The following is an 18864-nucleotide window of genomic DNA, read 5'->3' on the forward strand; positions in this document are numbered from 1 at the left end:
ACGAAACTGTTGACTATATAATATTTTCATGGTTGCCATGTATTAACAAATTTTATATTATTCGCTACTCTACCGCTTTTACGGCTGTTTGTCCAGAAATTCCGTTTTCATTAAATGCTTCCACGGTGAAATAATACGGCTGATCCACCGTCAGCCCTTTGATCTCCAAGGCATGCTGCCCGTACAGCATCCAAGCACTATACAGCTTATCGGGCGCGATACCCCATCTGACCGTGTAGCCCTGCACGTTTTCCTGCGCATCCCAGGTCAGCTGTGCATCCCGCCGGTCGGTGTCACGCACCACCTCGAGGTTTTTGACGGTGACCGGCTTCTTGCCGCTACCGACGCCGAATATCCGCAGCCCGGAAATGGAAAGGTAAGGCGTAGGCACATGGATGTTGCGATACCGGATATACCGCAGGTGCGCCGGGTTCTCCAGCTCTACGTAGTCATTCGGTACATCGCGGAAGCTGTTTTGCCGGTCTACCAGCAGTCGCCAGTCCTGCCCATTTTCCGATCCTTCAATCGCATAACGGTGAAAAAGCCCTTCGGGCTTCCCGTAAAGGTCCGATTGATAGTCGTTGAAGTTGACCTGTATGGCATGCACCTCCGCCACGCGCTGGAGATCGATCTGGAGCCATTGCGTATCGCCGTTGTCTTCGGCCACCCAAAATGTTTTCACCTGTTCGTCGGTGACGTGCTCCGGCCCATAGCTCCCCAGCTGGGAAGATGCCGTTACCGGCTTTTGGTACGACAGCAGCATCCAGCCGGTAAATGTTCCCATCTTGCCCGGAATATGCGGCGCATAATGCGGATAGTCTCCGTAGGCGGTGTTGGCGTGCATCAACCCATCCGCGTCGAAATAAGTGGGAAACATCCCGATACGCCGTTCCCAGCCGATATTGACATCCACAGCCATCGTACTGAAATGCCAGTAATGTCCAGCCGGACCTTCCACCGTACTTCCATGGCCGGCCCCGTTGATAAAGCCGCCCGGTTTATACGAAAAAGGATTGTTGGGCGCATACCTATATGGGCCGAGCGGCGCGTCGGCGATGTATACCCCATCGCCGTACACGTCAAACTGGGTGCCTGGCGCTGCGTATTGCAAATAATACTTACCGCCCCTTTTCAACATGGACGCTCCTTCTATATAACCCCGGAGCACCGTATCGCTGTGATTGTGTCCGAAACGTTCCCACCCATGCCGCTCTCCATCCAGGTTGAACAATTCATATACCTCCTTTGACATCGGAATGAAGCGGTTGGTTCGATCGAGCTTCTTAGCCCGGATCGGAAACTTATTGGATGAACCCCAGAACATGTACGCCTGACCGTCATCATCTATAAACAAGTCAGGGTCCTGCAACTGCGTCAATACGGAAGGTACAGCCTTCCAGTCGCCCCGCTTGGGGTTATCGGTATACAAGATGGCCATCGCGCCGGCGGGGTTACCCGTCACGTACAAAACCGAGTCTTTATAATTATGCGCGGTGGGGGCGTTAGACCCCTCAAAATACCATTTCTCCGGGCGGACAAACGTCCAGTTGTGCAGGTCGGGCGAGTACCAGTAGCCCATGGAGCGGGTTACAAACATATAGTAATCACCACGGAATTCCACCACGGTGGGATCTGCGCCCGAGCGGTATGACAGACTGTCAAACCGCGTGGCGTATGCATAGTCCAGATTCAGCGGATTGCAGTACGTCCGCTGCAGCAACGCTTGTGCCAATACGCCGTGAGCGATGCCAGACAAGGCCGCCGCACAGGCCATTATGATGATTGCCCGTTTCATCAGTAAGTCCCCCTATACAGGTGATCGATGCGCTTCTGATAAATTTTTTTCAGCGGAATCTGCATCCCGCCGGTTGATTCCAGCCAGTCCCAAAGCTCTTTCTTCAACTGACCGGCAATCTCCTGCGACTGGGGATCGCGGATCAGGTTGTTCATTTCATACGGATCATTATCCAGGTCATACAGCTCATTGGCATCCCATAGCCCGTGGTTAAAAATGTATTTGTATCGGTCGGTGCGTACGGCAAAGATAGTGGGCGTTTGCGGGAATGCCCATTCCCAATAATATTCGTAATACACCTTATCGCGCCACCCTTCGATAGACTTACCCTGCAGTAACGGCAGGAAAGAGTAGCCCTGCATCTGCTCCGGTTTTTCCATACCGATCAAGTCGAGGACGGTAGGACCGATATCGACATTCATCACCATCTGGCTGATTTTCGTTTGCGGCTTGACCAATTTCGGCGACCAGGCCAGCAGCGGTACCCGCATAGATGCCTCGTACGCGTTCCGCTTGTCTATCAGGCCATGTTCACCGAAAAGGAACCCATTGTCACCCATGTAAACCACCAGTGTATTTTCGGCGAGGCCCCGCTCCTCAAGCCAGGCGATAACAGCGCCGATGCTCTCATCAACGCTGCGGAGCGTCTCGCAGTACTGGCGATAGAAATCCTCAAATACGATCGCTCCATCGTACATATAATCCACGCCATGCCAGCTGTATCGTTGTTTGCGCACCCATTCCGGTATATCTTCCCGGTTCACCGGGCCATCGTAAGGCGTTTCGGTACCCACCCGCATGCTACTGTCTGTCGCGGTCAGGTACATGGAAGGCGGGGTCACAACCGGCATGTCTTTATAAGTCCCCCGGTGCCTTTCGGCAGGCTCGAACTCAGCATGCACGCCCTTGTGAGATAGGTACAGGAAAAACGGCTGCTCGCTGTCTAAGCTGTTAAGCCAGTCGATGGCATATTCGGTCAGCAGATCGGTCGTGTAGCTTCCTTCGGGCTGCTTCACTTCCTCCCCGTTGATATTGAACGTCGGCGAATAGTACACCCCCTGCCCCCTGAAGCTCACCCACTGGTCGAACCCGGGCTGTTTACCCGCACCTTCATTACCCATATGCCACTTGCCGAAAAACCCAGTTTTATACCCCTTTTGCTGCATATACTGCGGAAAGAAGGTGAGCCCTTCGGGCATGGGCGCATTGTTATCTACAATGGTATGCGTATGCGCATATTGACCGGTAAGAATAGACGCCCGGCTGGGCGAACAGAGGGAAGTAGAAACAAAAGCATTCTCCAGGTGCGCCCCTTCCCGCGCCATGCGGTCCATATGGGGTGTTTCCAGATGGGGTACCTTGTCCATGAATCCCATGAAGTCATACCGGTGGTCATCGCTCAAGATGAACACCACATTATACGGTTTGCCGGGCTGGGCATATCCTAAAACCACCGCCCCCCAAATACCCAAAAACAAAAAAATCCTTTTCATCAGTCGTTTGTTCTATTCAACCCGTTTTACTTCACTCCTCGCGGACACCCCGTTTTCATTGATCGCCTCGATGGCAAAGTAGTAAGGCTTTTGGCTGTCCATCGCCTTGTAATAATACTCGTTGGCACCATGCACCATGATGCAGTTGTACAGCTTATCCGGTGCCAGGCCGGTATAGATGTTGTACGCATACGCGTCGTCTACGGGGCTCCACTTGATCCACGCACTACGCTTATCTTTTTCCGTGCGCATGACGATAAAATCCTCCACCGAATCAGGCTTGCGGCCCTGCCCCCTCCCAAACACGCGAAGGCCGCTGATGGCAAATTTTCCGGTAGGCATGTGTATGTTTTCCAGCCGGATATACCGCGCTTGTACCGGAGCCTCAAGTTCCACGTAATCATGCGGGACATCGGTATCATTTTGGCTCTTATCTACCAGTATCTTCCAGCGTTTGCCGTCCTCCGAGTAAGATAGGATGTATTGGTGATATATGCCCTGCATTTTACCTAAATAGGCACTATCTGCATCCTGATCGGCATAATTAATCTGGACGGCGTGTACGGTACTGACGGCTCCAAGATCACTTTGTATCCATTCGCCCTTATCGCCGCTGGCGGCGCTCCAATAGGTCTTCATGCTCTCATCCACGGCATGGTTTGCCGGATACGCCGCGCCAAGGGTGGAAGACACTTGCACCGGCTTGTTGTAATTGAGCAGCATCCAGCCCGTAAACCTGCTCCGCAGATGATCAGTAGGTCCGTCGGGCAGATAATGCGGATAATCCCCAAATGCGGTGTTACAATACATCACACCGTCAGCATCGAACCCCGCGGGCCACATGCCCAGCCTCCGTTCGAAATTATTTTTTACGCCTAAGACAACGGTTGCCACATGCCAATAGTTGCCATCGTTATCCTGGAATGTCGCCCCATGTCCCGCGCCCCGCGAAAAGCCACCAGGTTTATAGCTCAGTGGGTCAGACTGTGTTGCAAACGGACCCAGGGGGCTGTCACCAACAGCCACCCCATCGGCATACCCGCTGAACTCAGTGCCCGGGGCTGCATATTGCAGGTAATACTTACCGTTGTGCTTGGTCATGTGGGCCCCCTCGATAAACGGGTCGAGAAAGGTATTATCCATGTATTCGCCGAAGCGCTGCCAACCGTAGCGCCAGTCTTCCAGCAGATATAGCTCCTTACGGGTGCCTATCGGTTCCATGGTCTGCCGGTTCAATTCGATGCCGTAAAGTGGATAACGGTTGCTGCTACCATTATACATGTAGAAGCGGCCATCATCATCTGTAAAAAAATCCGGGTCCCAGCCGCCTATGGCGAACGAGTCGACCAGCGGCTGCCACTCGTTGGCCTTGGGGTTGGTACTCATCCAGATGGTAAACTTGTCCGTATAGGTAGAGCCGAATACAAGCATGGTATCGCCCACGATTCCCACAGCCGGTGCACAGAGCTCATCATACACATCCCCGTTCCACGGACGCAAAAATTTCTTGGACACAAAGTTCCATTTCGACAAGTCGCTGCTCCACCAATAGCCCCACTGATTGGTGCTAAAGAGATAGTAGTCGCCCTTGTAGTTCACAATGACGGGATCAGCCGTGGCGCGATGCCGCCCCCATTCCGAAAAATTAGGAATCGGTGTATAACCATAGTCGATATTTATCGGATTGCAGTACGTGCGCGGTACCTGGGCGCGGATGGTTCCGCTGCATAGCAACCAAGCTCCAATAACCAACCAACCATATTTCCAATGATGTTTCATGCTTTTTATGCTGTATGCGTTATGCCTATAGCTTACGGTGTTCTGACCACTCATCACTGCTCACCGACCATTCACCACCGATCACGGATCACCAACTACCCATTAAATCTCCGGGCTTTCGAATCCCAGCTTTTTCAATCCTTCTTTAATTTCTGGTGCCCCCATAAACAGTTTCCAGAGCAACCCACTGCGGTAGTTTTCAATCATCACAGGTATCGGCCCCTGGTCGATTGCGAGGTAACGTTGGGGGAACCAATCGGCTGTTTCGCTGTACGCATCATAAAATCCGTATTTGCCCCACACCTTATCCCCCAAGTGCTCATACAAGTAGCGTATTACCTCCATACTGTATTCGGGCGTGTACGGAAAAGAAGACAGCGCCGCCGTAGGCGCAATGACACCCAAGTCTTCGTCGGGATTGTGAGCTGCGTACCCCTTTATGGAATAGCTTGCCGTGAGCCCCCAGGCATTGGGCCCATACCCTTTGAAACCCTTCGGGTTTTCGATACAATACTCACGATGGATAAGCGCATGACTCGTGTTGAGCTGCCAATAGTCGGCGTACCGGTCTTTCAATCCCTTGGGATTGAGGCCGAGGTACGAATAGTGCGACCAAAACAGCGGCCCTACTCCCGTGCTGTCCCTGACGTTGTGGCGCAACTCAATCGGGTGGCCATAACGTTCGGCATTTGACTTAATAGCGCCTCCACGGGCCCACCCTTCATGGTACACTTCAGCAGGGACGCCGTGGGTCGGCGAAGAGGCGGCCAATATATAGGTAATGAGGCATTCATCATAGCCCCTTATGGGATGGTTGGCGGCCCAGCCCGCCGTGGGGCTCCAGTGCCAGTACAGCACGTTTTGTCCGCCTTGGCGATACCAGTCCCATTCAATAGCTTTCCAGAGGGCATCGGCGCGTGCAGCCAATTGCTTTTCGTATTCATCGCCCTGCTGGAAATATTCCCTCACGCAGATCAGCGCCTGCGCCATGAAAGCGGTTTCTACCAAATCACCGCCATTGTCATTTTTGCTGAAAGGCTTTGCCTTACCCGTTGGGCCTTCAAGCCAATGTGGCCAAGCGCCATGGAAGCGGTCGGCTTTTTCGAGGTAACCAATGACCCGCTCAAATCGCTCGACACCTTCCTGCCGCGTGATGAATTCGCGCTCGATACCCACCAATAGTGCCATCAGGCCAAAGCCACTGCCACCGATGGTAACGACATCCTCGTCATTCTGCGGATATTCACCATCGATATGGATACGCTCTCGCGCCATACCCGACACCGGCTCGGCACCTTCCCAAAAGTATTGGAAAGTTTGGCGTTGCACCAGGGTAAGCAGGGAATCGTCGGATAGTGAAGTCGGTTGCCCTTCATTATTTGTAGGTGTTGTATGACAGGCGAGAAACAGCCCAAACAACGCAATTGATAACAAAACTCTCATTCGGATTAAGAAAATTAAATAAAAAGGACAGATGGATGTTACCAACACCGTCCTTGTCAAGGATTACCGGTAGTCCGGATTCTGCTCAAGTACTCCACCGGAACGGTCGATTTCGACCTGCGGAATTGGGATGAACCGATGCCGCGGTTGATAGCTCGTCTTACCCGCCGCGTGGAACGTCTCCACGTCTATACCCCATCTGACCAGATCATAGAAGCGTTCGTTTTCCATACCCAGTTCTACCTGTCGCTCATGCCGAATGGCTTGGCGAAGCTCCTCTTGATCGCGTGTAGTCACCGGCGGCAATATATCAACATTCGCTCCCCTGGCACGGGCCCGCACCTGTTCGAGGTATTCCAAAGCCAAATCCGTATTCCCCATTTCGTTTGCGGCCTCCGCAGCCATGAGCACCACATCAGCATACCGTATCACCCGAAAATTAAACCATTGCCCTTGGCGACTGCCGGTGGATCTCCGGATCGATGGATTTGTATACACCTTTTTGTTCCAGTAATCTCGTTCAAGTCCGCCGGGAATACGTTCGCCGTACGGCGCGTTCACACTGTCGGAATAAAGTACCGTGACATCCTTCCGCGGGTCGCCCTCTTCGAATGCGCTCAATAAGATTTCATTGGGCACATTCCAACCCCACCCCAGATCGAACTCGCCTGCTCCCCGAACACCCTGCCTGCTAGCCAATGTGATGCCTAGGCCCGTATTATTTTGCGTATAATGGGCCTGAATTTCAAAAACAGACTCCCTGCTGTTTTCGCTTTCCTCCCGGAATATCATATCGTAAGGGACACTTAAGTCGTATTCGCCAGATGAGATAACCGCTTCAGCCGCAGCTAATGCAGCGCCCCAACTCCCCCTCGCTAAATGCGTTTTTGCCTGCAAAGCCAACGCCGCGCCGCGTGTAATCCGTCCGCTGAACCGTTCTTCCCACCGATTGGGCAGTACGGCAACGGCAGCGTTCAGGTCTTCATCAATCAACGCGTAAATCTCCGCAATGCTCGATTTGGGTACGATGGCTTGATCTTGTGTATAGATCCTGAAATCTATCTTCGGCACTTCACCAAATGTGCGGACCAAATTGAAATAGGCAAACGCCCGGACAAACCTTGCCTCACCGACATTGACAGCAGTCAATTCCGTTGGGTTTTCCAGACTATCTGCATCATTGATCAGGTTGTTGGTCAGCGCAATCAAGCTGTAATGATTGGTCCAATAATTATTGATCAACCAGTAATCCAGCGGATAGCCAAAGTCATCAAATATCGGCCCTGCTCCTGCCTCGTCGCCGACACCTCCGCCGATATTGGCATCATCTGCCCGGATATTGTGGATAGCCACATACGGAAGGCCACTTGTACCTTCACTCCGCAATCCAGCGTAAATACCAAACACCTGTCCTTCCAACGAACCGGCAGGCATATCATCCTCGGTCCATCTACCAAGGGGCTCTCCACCAAGCCAATCTTCTCCACATGCGGTTACCAGGATTGTAGACAATATCCCCAGTGCCAGGTAAGTCAATCTTTTTCTTTTATATTGCGTTTTCATGTTCAATAGCTCTGTAGGTTAGAAATTCAGGTTAATACCAAATGTATAGATGGCGGGCACAGGATAGGTGCCATTATCCACGCCAAATTGGATGGCAGACCCTCCAATTTCCGGCGTATATCCGGTATTTTTAGCAAACGTGAAAGGATTTTGCGCATTGACAAACATCCGGACGTTCTTTAACCGCAACCGTGTTGCCACTTCTTGGGCCAAGTTATAGCCAAGCTGTATATTCCGGATACGTACGAAACTACCATCTTCAATAAAATACGAAGATATCTCTCGGTTGTTGGCACGCGATGTATTCAGTATCGGCTCCCAATTGGATGTACCCACACCATGCCAACGGTTCAGACGATCTGCTTGGAAGTTAAACTGCGCAAACTGATTACGGTTCCAATCACGAAAAATTTCATTCCCCTGTACACCCATCACCTCCACGCCGAGATCAAACTGCCGGAAGGTAACGCTTATATTGGCTCCATAGATGAAATCGGGTGTAGGATTACCAATCATTGTCCTATCGCTGGCATCAATCCGGTTATCGCCATTGATGTCCTTATAACGGATATCACCCGGCAAAAAAACGTTGTTGCCTGATCCCATAGCATTTGTGGGACCTGCGGCAACCTCAGCTTCATTTTGAAAAATGCCATCGTGGACATAGCCATAGAAGTACCCGATCGGGTAGCCTACCGTGGTACGTGAAGCGTTTCGCAAGATCTGATAGCCCTCATTCACCAAGAACGTCACTTCATTAGATAGGGTGGTTAGATTGGCCCCAACCGAGAATGACCAATCGTCATTAAGTTGTTGGTTCCACGAAGCTGCTAATTCGATGCCATGGTTTTTGATGGTTCCCTGGTTTGAAAGTCCAGGTTTCGTGCCCAAAATACCTGGCACCTCCACCATGATATGCCTCGTCAGTTTATTGTAGTAGTTGGCTTCCATCGTAAGCCGACTTGCAAAACCGGTAAACTCAAAACCGGCTTCCCAAGCTGTGACAGTTTCCCATTGCAAGTTTGGATCAGGGATATATTGCGGCTCATAACCGGGGAAAATATTGTTTCCAAATACAGCGGAGCTGTTTGCAACCAACAAGGGAAACATCGGATATCGATAATCATCACCGGTATTTTGATTTCCCAGCACCCCCCAAGAACCTTTAATTTTCAGGTTATCAATAAACGACGCCTCCGACAGGAAGTTTTCCTCACTTATCACCCACGCCGCGCCGACAGATCCAAAGTTTTGCCATGGATTACTTTCGATAAAGGCTGAGCTTCCGTCTCTCCTAAATGATGCATTGAGCAGATATTTACCTTGGTAATTGTATAGCACCCGACCTAGGTAAGAAATTGTCCTCCGTTCCCATGCGGTGCCGTTACTTTCCTGTGTATCCGTAGATCCGATGCCAACAAACCATTTATCCGGATCATTGGGTATCGGATCACCCGATCCCTGGCCGCGCCTTGCGGTTAGTCCTTCAAAACGGGTGCTATACGTTGTATATCCAACCAACGCAGTGAGGGAATGTTCACCAAACGTATTTTTGTAAGTCAACAACCAGTCTGTTTGCAATTTAGTCATGTTGTTTTGTCCTTGGTTCACATCGGTGAGCAATCCTACACGATCGGTTTTATCATCCCCCGTCAAATCAGGATTGTAATAATTCCTCAGCGGCGTATATGACCTATCCTTGTTAAAACCAAAGTCCCCGAGGAAGGAAGCCCGGAACGTAAAGTGCTGCAAAAAATCAACCTCACCGAATACACTTCCCACGCCGCGATATTCATGGCGGATAAAGTTACCACGCCGCAGCTCTACATTCGTCAACGGATTACTTATCTGTGCCCGCTGAAAAAGCGGCAAGGTGTGATACAGACCATATTCTTCATTAAATACCGGGGCGATAGGCGCTGCGCGCAATGCGCTACCTACCGCGCTTTCCATAATATCCTGTGGTGGAGGCAGGTCAGCGTGGTAGGCATTTAAGTTTACGCCCACCCGGAAGTTATCGGTTATGCTTAATTGATCGTTGATGGTAACGGTAATTTTATCCAGTTGCTCATGCTTGATTATTCCCTGGTCAAGGGTATATCCCAGCCCCATATAGAATTTGTTTTTTTCCGAGGCTCCGCTTACGCTGATGTTGTTGTAGTTAAGCATCCCCGTTTGAAAAATCTCATTCTGCCAATCCGTATTGGCTGTCCAGCCATTATAGTTAAACGGTGTAGACCCCTGGTTAGCCAGTTGCTCATCATAAAGCATCCGGAAGCCCGCAGCATCCGTCATCGCCATCCGGTCTACGACACTTTTGAAGCCTACCGTTGAGTTAAAATTAAAGTTAAGCTGACCGGCCTTGGCCTGTTTGGTTGTGATGGCAATGACACCGTTCGCACCCCGTACACCAAAGATGGCCAACGAAGAAGGATCCTTCAGGATTTCCATAGACTCGATATCTGCCGGATTCAAAAAGTCAATGTTGTCATTTAGGATACCATCTACCACATACAAGGGCCTCACGTTATTGATGGAGTTCGTACCCCGGATTCGTACGTCCGGCTCCTGCCCTGGCCTACCAGAGTTAGTCACTTGCACGCCCGATACGCGTCCTTGCAATGAAGCCACCGGATTTGCTGCCGGCCTATCTGCAATGTCAGCTCCGCTCACTCGAGCAATCGATCCGGTCAAATCCCGTTTTTGGGCAGTACCGTAACCGATGACCACCACCTCTTCCAGTTCGGTGCCCTGGTCCTCCAGTACAACATCCACCGATGTGCGGCCAGCTATAGCCACTTCCTGCGTAGCAAAACCGAGGGATCGGAAAATCAACGTATCCGTTCCTGCTGCCTCAATGGAGTAATTGCCGGTTCCATCTGTTTGGGTGGCTGCCGATGTCCCTTTTACCATAACGGTGACACCAGGTATCCCCCCCGACGTCAATGCGTCCGTCACTTTCCCGCTTATTCTGTTCTGCTGCCCGTACACCCAGGCAGGCAACATATACAGCAACAATAAGCAGCATGTAAATAAATTCCTCATGTCGTTACTCAATTAAATTGGTTACTTAATCTTTCTTTAATATAGTGTGTTTCATGACCCGACTTTACGAGTTCAATTGGTTTTAAAAAATACAGCCCGCGAGCAGTATTGTTTTGCAAAAGTCTGATGTATGGCCAAACCCAACAAAAAAACAACTTACACATCCCTACATCACTCCTAAAATAATTTCTCATTAAGGAAATAAAATCGAAACAAAAAATTAACAATCAATACGTTACAACATAAGCCAACCTGCTCAACCACTGTTAATGTGTGTACAATTTACACTATAGGAGATGAGAGGTAATGATGTAGTAGGTGAGGTGCGATTCCGACGCATTTAGAGCTCCAGAAGAAACTCCGTAAGGTTTTTGTTATGGGGAATATTGAGTTTCTTCCGCAGCCTGTACCGTCTGATTTCCACGCCGCGTGTCGTGATATTGAGTAAGGATGCTATTTCCTTACTGCTCATATTCATCCGCAAATAGGCACACAACTTTAAGTCATTAGGTACCAATTCGGGGTAATCAGCTTTAAGTTTTTTGAAAAAATTTTCATGCGCTTCGTTGAAACTCTCTTCGAAGACATTCCAATCCCGTTCGTCGCTACGTGCATCTTCAATGATTTTATTGATTTTGCGAAGCTGATCATTGGATAATTTTCGCCCGTCGCTATCCCGGAGCTGGAGCAGCTCATCATGCACGTTATTGAGGAGTTCGTTTTTGTATACGATACTCATTGCTGTATTAGCCAATTCGCGGTTTTTGCTGGCCAGCTCCCGCTCCAATTGCTCATTTTTGAGCTTCATGAGCCGTTGTTCATTTTGCTCGGCCTCTTTTGCCAGTGCTTCCCGTTGCTTTCTATCCATATTGGCTTGTATCAGCTCCCGGTGCTTTTGGATTTTCTGGCGATACCATCCCCTTCCCGCGAGGAGGATAAGCACGAACGACAGTGCGTATACCATCAGGGCTATCCAAGATAGGTACCATGGCGGCAGGATGGTAAATCTGAATTCGGTAATACCGGATTGCATACCGTCGGGAGCCATAGCCCGTACCTTGAAGACGTAATCTCCGTGCCGCAAGTTGGTAAAGTCCTTTTGGGCGGCTTCATCCCATTCAGACCATGTACGGGAGTAGCCTTCCAGGTAAAACTGATAGCGCAGGGGAATCGCGCTATACCAGGGGAGCGCGTAGCTTATTCGAATATTGTTGTGCCGATAGGGGATTTCGGGAGCCGCATCGGCGGTATACTGTGCACTGGAGAGGCTATCGGTAATGTTACTCACGGTACGGATAAGCGGAAGCGGCAGGTGGGGTTTAGCCGCCACCGAGTCGACTGTTTGGTAAATTGCAAAACCATCGTCCAGACTGATCAGGTACACCTTATTTTTGACTCGGTTGATGCTTTCATAGAAATTCATCATCCGGCCATTGAGGGTTGCAAACTGCATGGAGTCTACTTGAATCGATCCTTTTTCCCCGAAATGGACCCATGAAATACGCCCGCGATTGACAAACCAGTACCGATTAGCGCCCGCATGAATGATTTTATTTGAAGCGGCGAAAGATCCCAGTTGCCCATTTAACTGGTCATAAGCATAAAATCTGTCGGTAATGTCATCATATCGATAGAAGCCGCTATCGGTAGCAAATACCGGACGCCCCGCTAACATAAACACATTGATAAAGGCGCTCTTCGGCAGTCCACTTGCCGAATCATACACCTGGGTATGCTGCACGCGTGCAAACGCGTTGTCCAATGTGAGCAGTCGCAGCCCTTGGTAGCCGCTTGCCCATACCCGGTTGTCCGATACCGGCTCGATAAATTGTGAGGGGTCATTATATCCGCTGATGCGGTGCGAAAATTGCCAGCCGCTCGCGGTTCTGTCAAACACCGCCAAGCCGGTATATGTACCCTGCAATAGCCGATCCGGCTGGTTCGGTAGTCGCCTAAGCGCCCAGCCTCCCGTCACAGATGACAGGGGTACCAGTTTATTGCCAAGCACATTGTACGTACCATCGTTGTGGCCACATAGCAGCTGGCCATCCACTACCGAGAGGTCCCACACCTGGCCCTGCGACCCTGCTACCAATGTAAACGTAAAAGGCTCGTAGCTTTTGCCAGCAGGCCACCGGCTGTAAAACAGCCCTTGGTTGGTACCCAGATAGATGTTACCCCCAAATATCCGGGCCGCATACACGGTGCCTATACTGCCACTGTTGTCTGCATAGTAATAAATTGGCGCGTTGATTTCGATCCGGTCGATGCCATTGTCGAGGCCAACCCAAATATTCTGCTGGCGGTCCGCATGAATCCCCAACACCGTGTTGTTCTGCAAACCATTTCCCTTATGAACATGCTGTACGATATGCCCCTGTTCGTCCATAATCACCACGCCTTGGAGTATGGTGCCAAATGCATAATAGTGCTGCAACACCCGCATACCATTATTCAGCTGGGCTGCCTGCAGCAAACCATCGGCGGCATTATGCCATTTGCGGATGGCGGATGTACTATCCATCAAAAACAAGCCCGATTTAGCGGTACCGATAAGCACCTCATCACGCCCGAAGGGCAGCATTGTCAGGATATTTGCCCCATTTAATAGGTCCTTATCCTTTAGGGCGACCAGTTCACCGTCCTTTAGCTCATGAAGGCCCGAAGGTATAAGCTCAATGAACATACGTCCCCGCACATGATGCAAAAAGAGGAATGGTTCGCCACGCCCTTTGATGGCCTGTAGGGCATTATCCTCATAAATATACAAGGTAGAAAACGACTGAAAAAGCACACGGTCGCCATCAATGATAATTTTCCATACCTCATCCCGCACCTGTTCATCACCTCCCAATAACCGACTTATGGACGTATAGCGCATCTGTCCATAGCCCGAATCCTCCCAATACCCAAACTCGGCCAATCCTCCGGTATATATCCGCCCGGCGCTGTCTACCGCCACGCTCCGTACCGTGCTCTTGTTCGGCAGGTGGTGCAACGCCCAGTATTGGCCATCGAAAACCAGCAATCCGTCAGCATTGGCAACATACATGATACCATTTTTCCCCGTAGCGACAGCCCAGTTTTGATTCCCCGCTTTGTAGTCCGATTTGGCATATTGCTGCACCAACGGCGAACCGATGCGCTGGATTTCCTGCGCAGGTGCCAGACCAACAGAAAGGAAGACAATGAGGGTGGCTAACGCTTTCAATATGCGAGCTCGGCGATGCATATGGCAAACATAAGGATTTCGGACGTGAACAAAAAACCACCGCCGATTCACATCAGCGGTGGCGAACCACAAATTTATATGCCCAAACACACTAAGGCATATTTATACGGCTTTTTTCCTCACTCTGACCATCATTACGGCGGGCGCCGTTTTTCATGTTGCCAAAGCTGTAGGTGAAGGTAAGCCGCGCAACCCTTGTCTCGTTCTTTTGATTGATAACCGTATTCAAGTTTGCATACTGCGTACGCACGTCCTGTACGCGGGTATCAAAGATGTCGCTTACGGAAAATTTCAAATTTGCTTTTTTATTGTAGAAAGACTTATTCAGCCCGGCATCGATAGACCATTGCGAACCGATACGGTAAATGCTATAAACCAAGGACGATTGGTAGTTGACCGATGTCTCGGCAGTCAAGGTCGGGAGAATGGTAAACGTATGGTTGCTTCTCAGCTGCCAGGCAAACTGTCCTTGGCTAAGGTATTCTCCACCCAGCGGACCATCAAAACCCATATAAAAGGCATTCAAATTGGTGTTGGTATTCCAGAATTTGGTCACCTTTACCGGCACATTCAAATTGCCATACCATATTTCCTGCTTAGCCAAATTATCGCGTGTCACCCATGTACGCTTAGTTACATCATCCTGTCCCATCGACTCGGCAATAACGTCATTCGTGCGGTTATATCCGGCGCTCAAATGGTACTTCTGCATGAGTGTATACGAAAAGTCGAAGGCATGGGTATATTCGGGCCTTAGGTAGGGGTTACCCTGTTCGGATGTATACTGGTCAAGAAAATACTCGAACGGATTGAGGTTGCCATAATTTGGCCGATTGATCCGTTTGCTGTACGAGAGGCCGGTCTGATGATTATCCGAAATGTTATAGTTGAGGAATACGCTTGGAAAAAAATCAAGATAATCCCGCTTGATGCGATTGGCCATGGTGATGGAGTTGCCATCAGACACCGTGTATTCGCTCCTCAACCCAGCCTGGATGCCCAGCTTGCCTAAGGTGGTGCTGTAATTTAAGTAAGCCGCGGCGACCTGTTCCTCGTACAAGAAATGGTTAGTGCGTCCCACGTCATTCTGCCATACACCGCCAACCTGGTTTTCAAACCGCATATCGTTGTCTGACGATACGTTGCTGTATTTCATTCCGGTTTCTATCTTGTTTTTATTTCCCTTTCCAAAGGGGTGGGTATAATCTACCTTAGCTACGCGAATATTGATAATCGTAGGCATATTGCTCCGCGACAGCAAAGGCTGCCCCTTGATATCGCCCGACGGCAAGTAAAATGTATTGTTGTAGTCGGCATCATTCCGGTTTGAAAAGCGCGATACATCGACGTCAGCTACCAATTTCCGTCCATTGCTATCAATGGTAAACTGGTTATTTGCGTTGATTGCAAAGCTACGGTAGCTACCGTCAAACAACGAAGAAGTAAACAACGTTGAATCCGGCGACAAGATGGTACGGCCTATCAACGTATTACTCGAATTATTATTGTCGTTCCCACTGGCGTAGCCACTTAGCAGTACGCCCACCACATTGCGGTCGGAGGTGTTATAGTCTACCCCTGCCCGGTAGGAGTGGTTTCTGTTCCTCCGGTTGAACTCGGTATATTGCTGGAAATCGGTGTTGACATCCTGCTGCACGATAGAACGGAAAATGCCTATCTCATTACCACCTTCGTTGTCCATGTAACTATAGGTACCAAACACGTTTAGCCGGTCCACTTTGTGATTAAGGTTCAACGACGTGTTTGCCTTATGGCCAAACCCGTATCCTGTGCCCGCGGTAAATGTACCATTCGTGCCTGCCATCCGGTTTTTCTTCAGCACGATATTGATCATGCCCGCCGTGCCCGAAGCGTCATATTTGGACGAGGGATTCGTAATCAGCTCAATGGATTTGATGGTATTGCCATCCGTATTGCGCAGAAAGTTGGCCAACTGCTCGGCAGACAGGTAGGTCTGCTTGCCATCGATCATGACGATCACACCCTGTTTTCCCATCAGGCTGATGTTGTCATCCTTGTCTACAGTCACGCCTGGTGACCGCTCCAAAATATCCATTGCCGTATTGCCGGCGGCCAGCGTGGAATTTTCCACGTTGACGACCATCATGTCGGGTTTCCGTTCTACCAGTGGCCGCTGCGGTGCTGTCACCGCCACTTCATCCAATACCGTATTGGTATTTTTCAGGACCAAGGGAGCAAAATTCTTTGCAGCTGTCGCCGACGCGATTTCTACGACTTCGCTCAAGGCGTCTTCATATCCCACCAATACGGCCCTAACCAAATATGTACCCTGCTGCACCCCGGTAAACATGAAGTTTCCGGTTTCATCGGGGAAAGCCGTTTTTACCACTGACGAGTCCCTTGCCGCCAATAAATTAACGGTGGCTAAATCCAGCGGTGCGTTCTTTTCATCGAGCACCCGGCCCGCGATAGAAGCCTGTTGGGTGTACGCTGCAGTCGCCAGAATTGTCGTAAGAAGAAAGGCTATAAGTGTGTGTTTAAAATGCTTCATGTTGCTTAGTAACTGTACAGAACCCCCCTTATCAAAAAGCTCACAACTTTTTAATTAATTGAAAAACTGTATTTTATATGATTTTTATTCTAGAACTGTATGGTGCTGTTTGTTATCTGTATTGTATCTGTATTTTTATTTTGTTCATATGACGCAATAAGTGGTCAAAAAGTTGCATGGTACGTTTTTATTTTTTTGCTACGCAGATACAAAGCACTTGATTTCGTTCACTATCACCAATTATTTTTGACGAAATGCCTATTTGGGGTGACGAACAGTCGTTTTTTCATCAGTTCGATGCCGAAGTGTCTGCGATACTGTCGACCTGCATGGTATCGACAGCCCCAGGGGCCTCTTCAATGGCCGACGGTGCGATCGCACATTTCAGGCCCGATTCAGCCATTATCCACTCTGTTTTATCGGGTGCATTTCCATCTGCATATCCATAAAGCCCTTCACATTGGTTAAACGGCAAATCCGATACGTGACGGCGCAGCTCCCTGTCAATAATAAGCCTTGTGCCTACCGGGATGTTCAGTTTGAGGTAAAGCCGTTGATCACGCATCAGCTCTTCATTTGCAATATTGAAATGACTGTCGAATATCAAGCTATCGCCCTGTTGCTGGAAGTGATAATCAATTTTACCGGCACGTTCGGCAGCCAATTCATAGGTAGCACCGCGTGCTACATATTCGTAGGTGACCGAAGGAGTCTGCGTGGAGTCGACTTTGACAATGCGCATGTGCATACGGCTTTGCCATTCCAGGAAGTTGCGGTTGCGGATGGTGGCACGGTGCCGGATGCGCGATGCCCTATCCAATGAATCATTTTGGAGCCGGATGACGGTGAGGTCGTTCTTGGACAGGTAATAAACCGGCTGCCTTTCCAGCGGCTGTTCTTCCACTACCGTGCTCTCCTCGCGGAAGTCATTGACGGTCCGCGTAGCATATACGATAGTGAATCCTGCCGCTATCAGCCATGCGGCGAGCAGTATGAATCCAGTATACTGGCCCATCACCGGTCGATTGAATAAGATACGGATAATTAATGCCACAAGCGCTATGAATGGAATCACTGCTACCACCAACGCGCTAATCAGCACGGGAGTACGGGAGCCCGGTTCAATGACGTTCAGCGGAAACATGGCCATATCCGTGTCCGCTCCGAGAAAGCCGAAGGAAGCCACGATACTGATGACCAGTACTACCAGGCCGCCGCATAAGCCTACGATAAACAATACGCCGATGACCTTAGCCAATACGACAAATGCCTTTACAAGAAAATTGCCGGCCGAGTCCAGACCCCTTCTAAGCCCTGCCTCGGCCCCGGTAAAATTTGATCGGAGGCCCTCCATTTCCTCCTGAAAACTGCGTTTGAAATTCTGCAAATTGGGCGCTTCGCCCCGCATAGCCATCCGATCTGCACGCGTACGGGCAAGCGGCATGACTATCCATAGGATGATATACAGCAGGAGACCAGTACCCCCAAAGACGAACAACAGCACGAGGATAAGCCGTATCCAACGGGCCTCGATACCGAAGTAATGCCCAAGGCCGCTACACACCCCGCCGAACACCTTATCGTCAGGGTCGCGCATCAGCTTCCGTTGCCCGCTCATATGGGGTATCTCGTATGATGCTTCGGTGTAGGCCTCTTGCTGGTCGCCGGTCTCGAAGTCACTCACGCGTCCCATTTGGGCGATAACATCGTTGACATCCTCCATAGTGATGACTTCCTTCTTACCCTGGAAAATCCGCTCATTAAACATTTCGGCGATCCTGTTTTCGATATCGCCGACAATTTCGTGGCTGTCAGCCGTGTGTCCGAAGTGCTTTTTTACATCGATCATATACGAGCGAAGCACTTCATAGGCATCTTCCTCGATGTGGAACACGATGCCGTTTATATTGATGATGATGGTCCTGTTCATTTTCTTGTGGTTTTTATCGTTTACTGTCTGATGTCTGTTACCTGTTTATTT

At 50.0% G+C, this 18864-nt stretch carries 9 protein-coding genes; all 9 read right to left on the minus strand.

Going from position 1 to position 18864, the window contains the following annotated elements; all coding sequences use genetic code 11:
* Positions 1–64: 64 nt before the first annotated feature.
* Complete coding sequence (locus B5X72_RS12785; RefSeq protein ID WP_079717306.1) at positions 65–1795, minus strand: family 43 glycosylhydrolase; 1731 nt, start codon at positions 1793–1795, stop codon at positions 65–67.
* Positions 1795–3288, minus strand: coding sequence for a sulfatase family protein (locus B5X72_RS12790; RefSeq protein WP_079717307.1), 1494 nt, complete (start codon positions 3286–3288; stop codon positions 1795–1797). The genes B5X72_RS12785 and B5X72_RS12790 overlap by 1 nt, the downstream gene beginning before the upstream one ends.
* 12 nt (positions 3289–3300) lie before the next feature.
* Positions 3301–5067, minus strand: coding sequence for a family 43 glycosylhydrolase (locus tag B5X72_RS12795; protein WP_079717308.1), 1767 nt, complete (start codon positions 5065–5067; stop codon positions 3301–3303).
* Between the two features lie 102 nt (positions 5068–5169).
* Complete coding sequence (locus tag B5X72_RS12800) at positions 5170–6510, minus strand: glucoamylase family protein (RefSeq protein ID WP_079717309.1); 1341 nt, start codon at positions 6508–6510, stop codon at positions 5170–5172.
* A 63-nt stretch (positions 6511–6573) separates the two neighbouring features.
* Positions 6574–8073: a RagB/SusD family nutrient uptake outer membrane protein gene (locus tag B5X72_RS12805; RefSeq protein ID WP_079717310.1), complete on the minus strand. Its 1500-nt coding sequence runs from the start codon at positions 8071–8073 to the stop codon at positions 6574–6576.
* An 18-nt stretch (positions 8074–8091) separates the two neighbouring features.
* The gene (locus B5X72_RS12810) at positions 8092–11118 is read right to left on the minus strand and encodes a SusC/RagA family TonB-linked outer membrane protein (protein ID WP_079717311.1); all 3027 of its coding nucleotides are present in this window, start codon (positions 11116–11118) and stop codon (positions 8092–8094) included.
* Between the two features lie 340 nt (positions 11119–11458).
* Positions 11459–14350, minus strand: a complete 2892-nt coding sequence (locus B5X72_RS12815) for a triple tyrosine motif-containing protein (RefSeq protein ID WP_079717312.1) — start codon at positions 14348–14350, stop codon at positions 11459–11461.
* Positions 14351–14441: 91 nt separating this feature from the next.
* The gene (locus tag B5X72_RS12820) at positions 14442–16883 is read right to left on the minus strand and encodes a TonB-dependent receptor (protein WP_079717313.1); all 2442 of its coding nucleotides are present in this window, start codon (positions 16881–16883) and stop codon (positions 14442–14444) included.
* Between the two features lie 289 nt (positions 16884–17172).
* Positions 17173–18813 carry a PspC domain-containing protein gene (locus tag B5X72_RS12825; RefSeq protein ID WP_079717314.1) on the minus strand — a complete coding sequence of 547 codons (1641 nt, stop codon included), beginning with the start codon at positions 18811–18813 and terminating at the stop codon, positions 17173–17175.
* Positions 18814–18864 lie beyond the last annotated feature (51 nt).

This window comes from Parapedobacter luteus (assembly GCF_900168055.1).
In the GTDB taxonomy this organism is placed as follows: domain Bacteria; phylum Bacteroidota; class Bacteroidia; order Sphingobacteriales; family Sphingobacteriaceae; genus Parapedobacter; species Parapedobacter luteus.

Coding starts and splice junctions, on each gene's coding strand:
- B5X72_RS12785 (WP_079717306.1), bottom strand. CDS start 1,795: ATGAAACGGGCAATCATCATAATGGCCTGTGCGGCGGCCTTGTCTGGC.
- B5X72_RS12790 (WP_079717307.1), bottom strand. CDS start 3,288: ATGAAAAGGATTTTTTTGTTTTTGGGTATTTGGGGGGCGGTGGTTTTA.
- B5X72_RS12795 (WP_079717308.1), bottom strand. CDS start 5,067: ATGAAACATCATTGGAAATATGGTTGGTTGGTTATTGGAGCTTGGTTG.
- B5X72_RS12800 (WP_079717309.1), bottom strand. CDS start 6,510: ATGAGAGTTTTGTTATCAATTGCGTTGTTTGGGCTGTTTCTCGCCTGT.
- B5X72_RS12805 (WP_079717310.1), bottom strand. CDS start 8,073: ATGAAAACGCAATATAAAAGAAAAAGATTGACTTACCTGGCACTGGGG.
- B5X72_RS12810 (WP_079717311.1), bottom strand. CDS start 11,118: ATGAGGAATTTATTTACATGCTGCTTATTGTTGCTGTATATGTTGCCT.
- B5X72_RS12815 (WP_079717312.1), bottom strand. CDS start 14,350: ATGCATCGCCGAGCTCGCATATTGAAAGCGTTAGCCACCCTCATTGTC.
- B5X72_RS12820 (WP_079717313.1), bottom strand. CDS start 16,883: ATGAAGCATTTTAAACACACACTTATAGCCTTTCTTCTTACGACAATT.
- B5X72_RS12825 (WP_079717314.1), bottom strand. CDS start 18,813: ATGAACAGGACCATCATCATCAATATAAACGGCATCGTGTTCCACATC.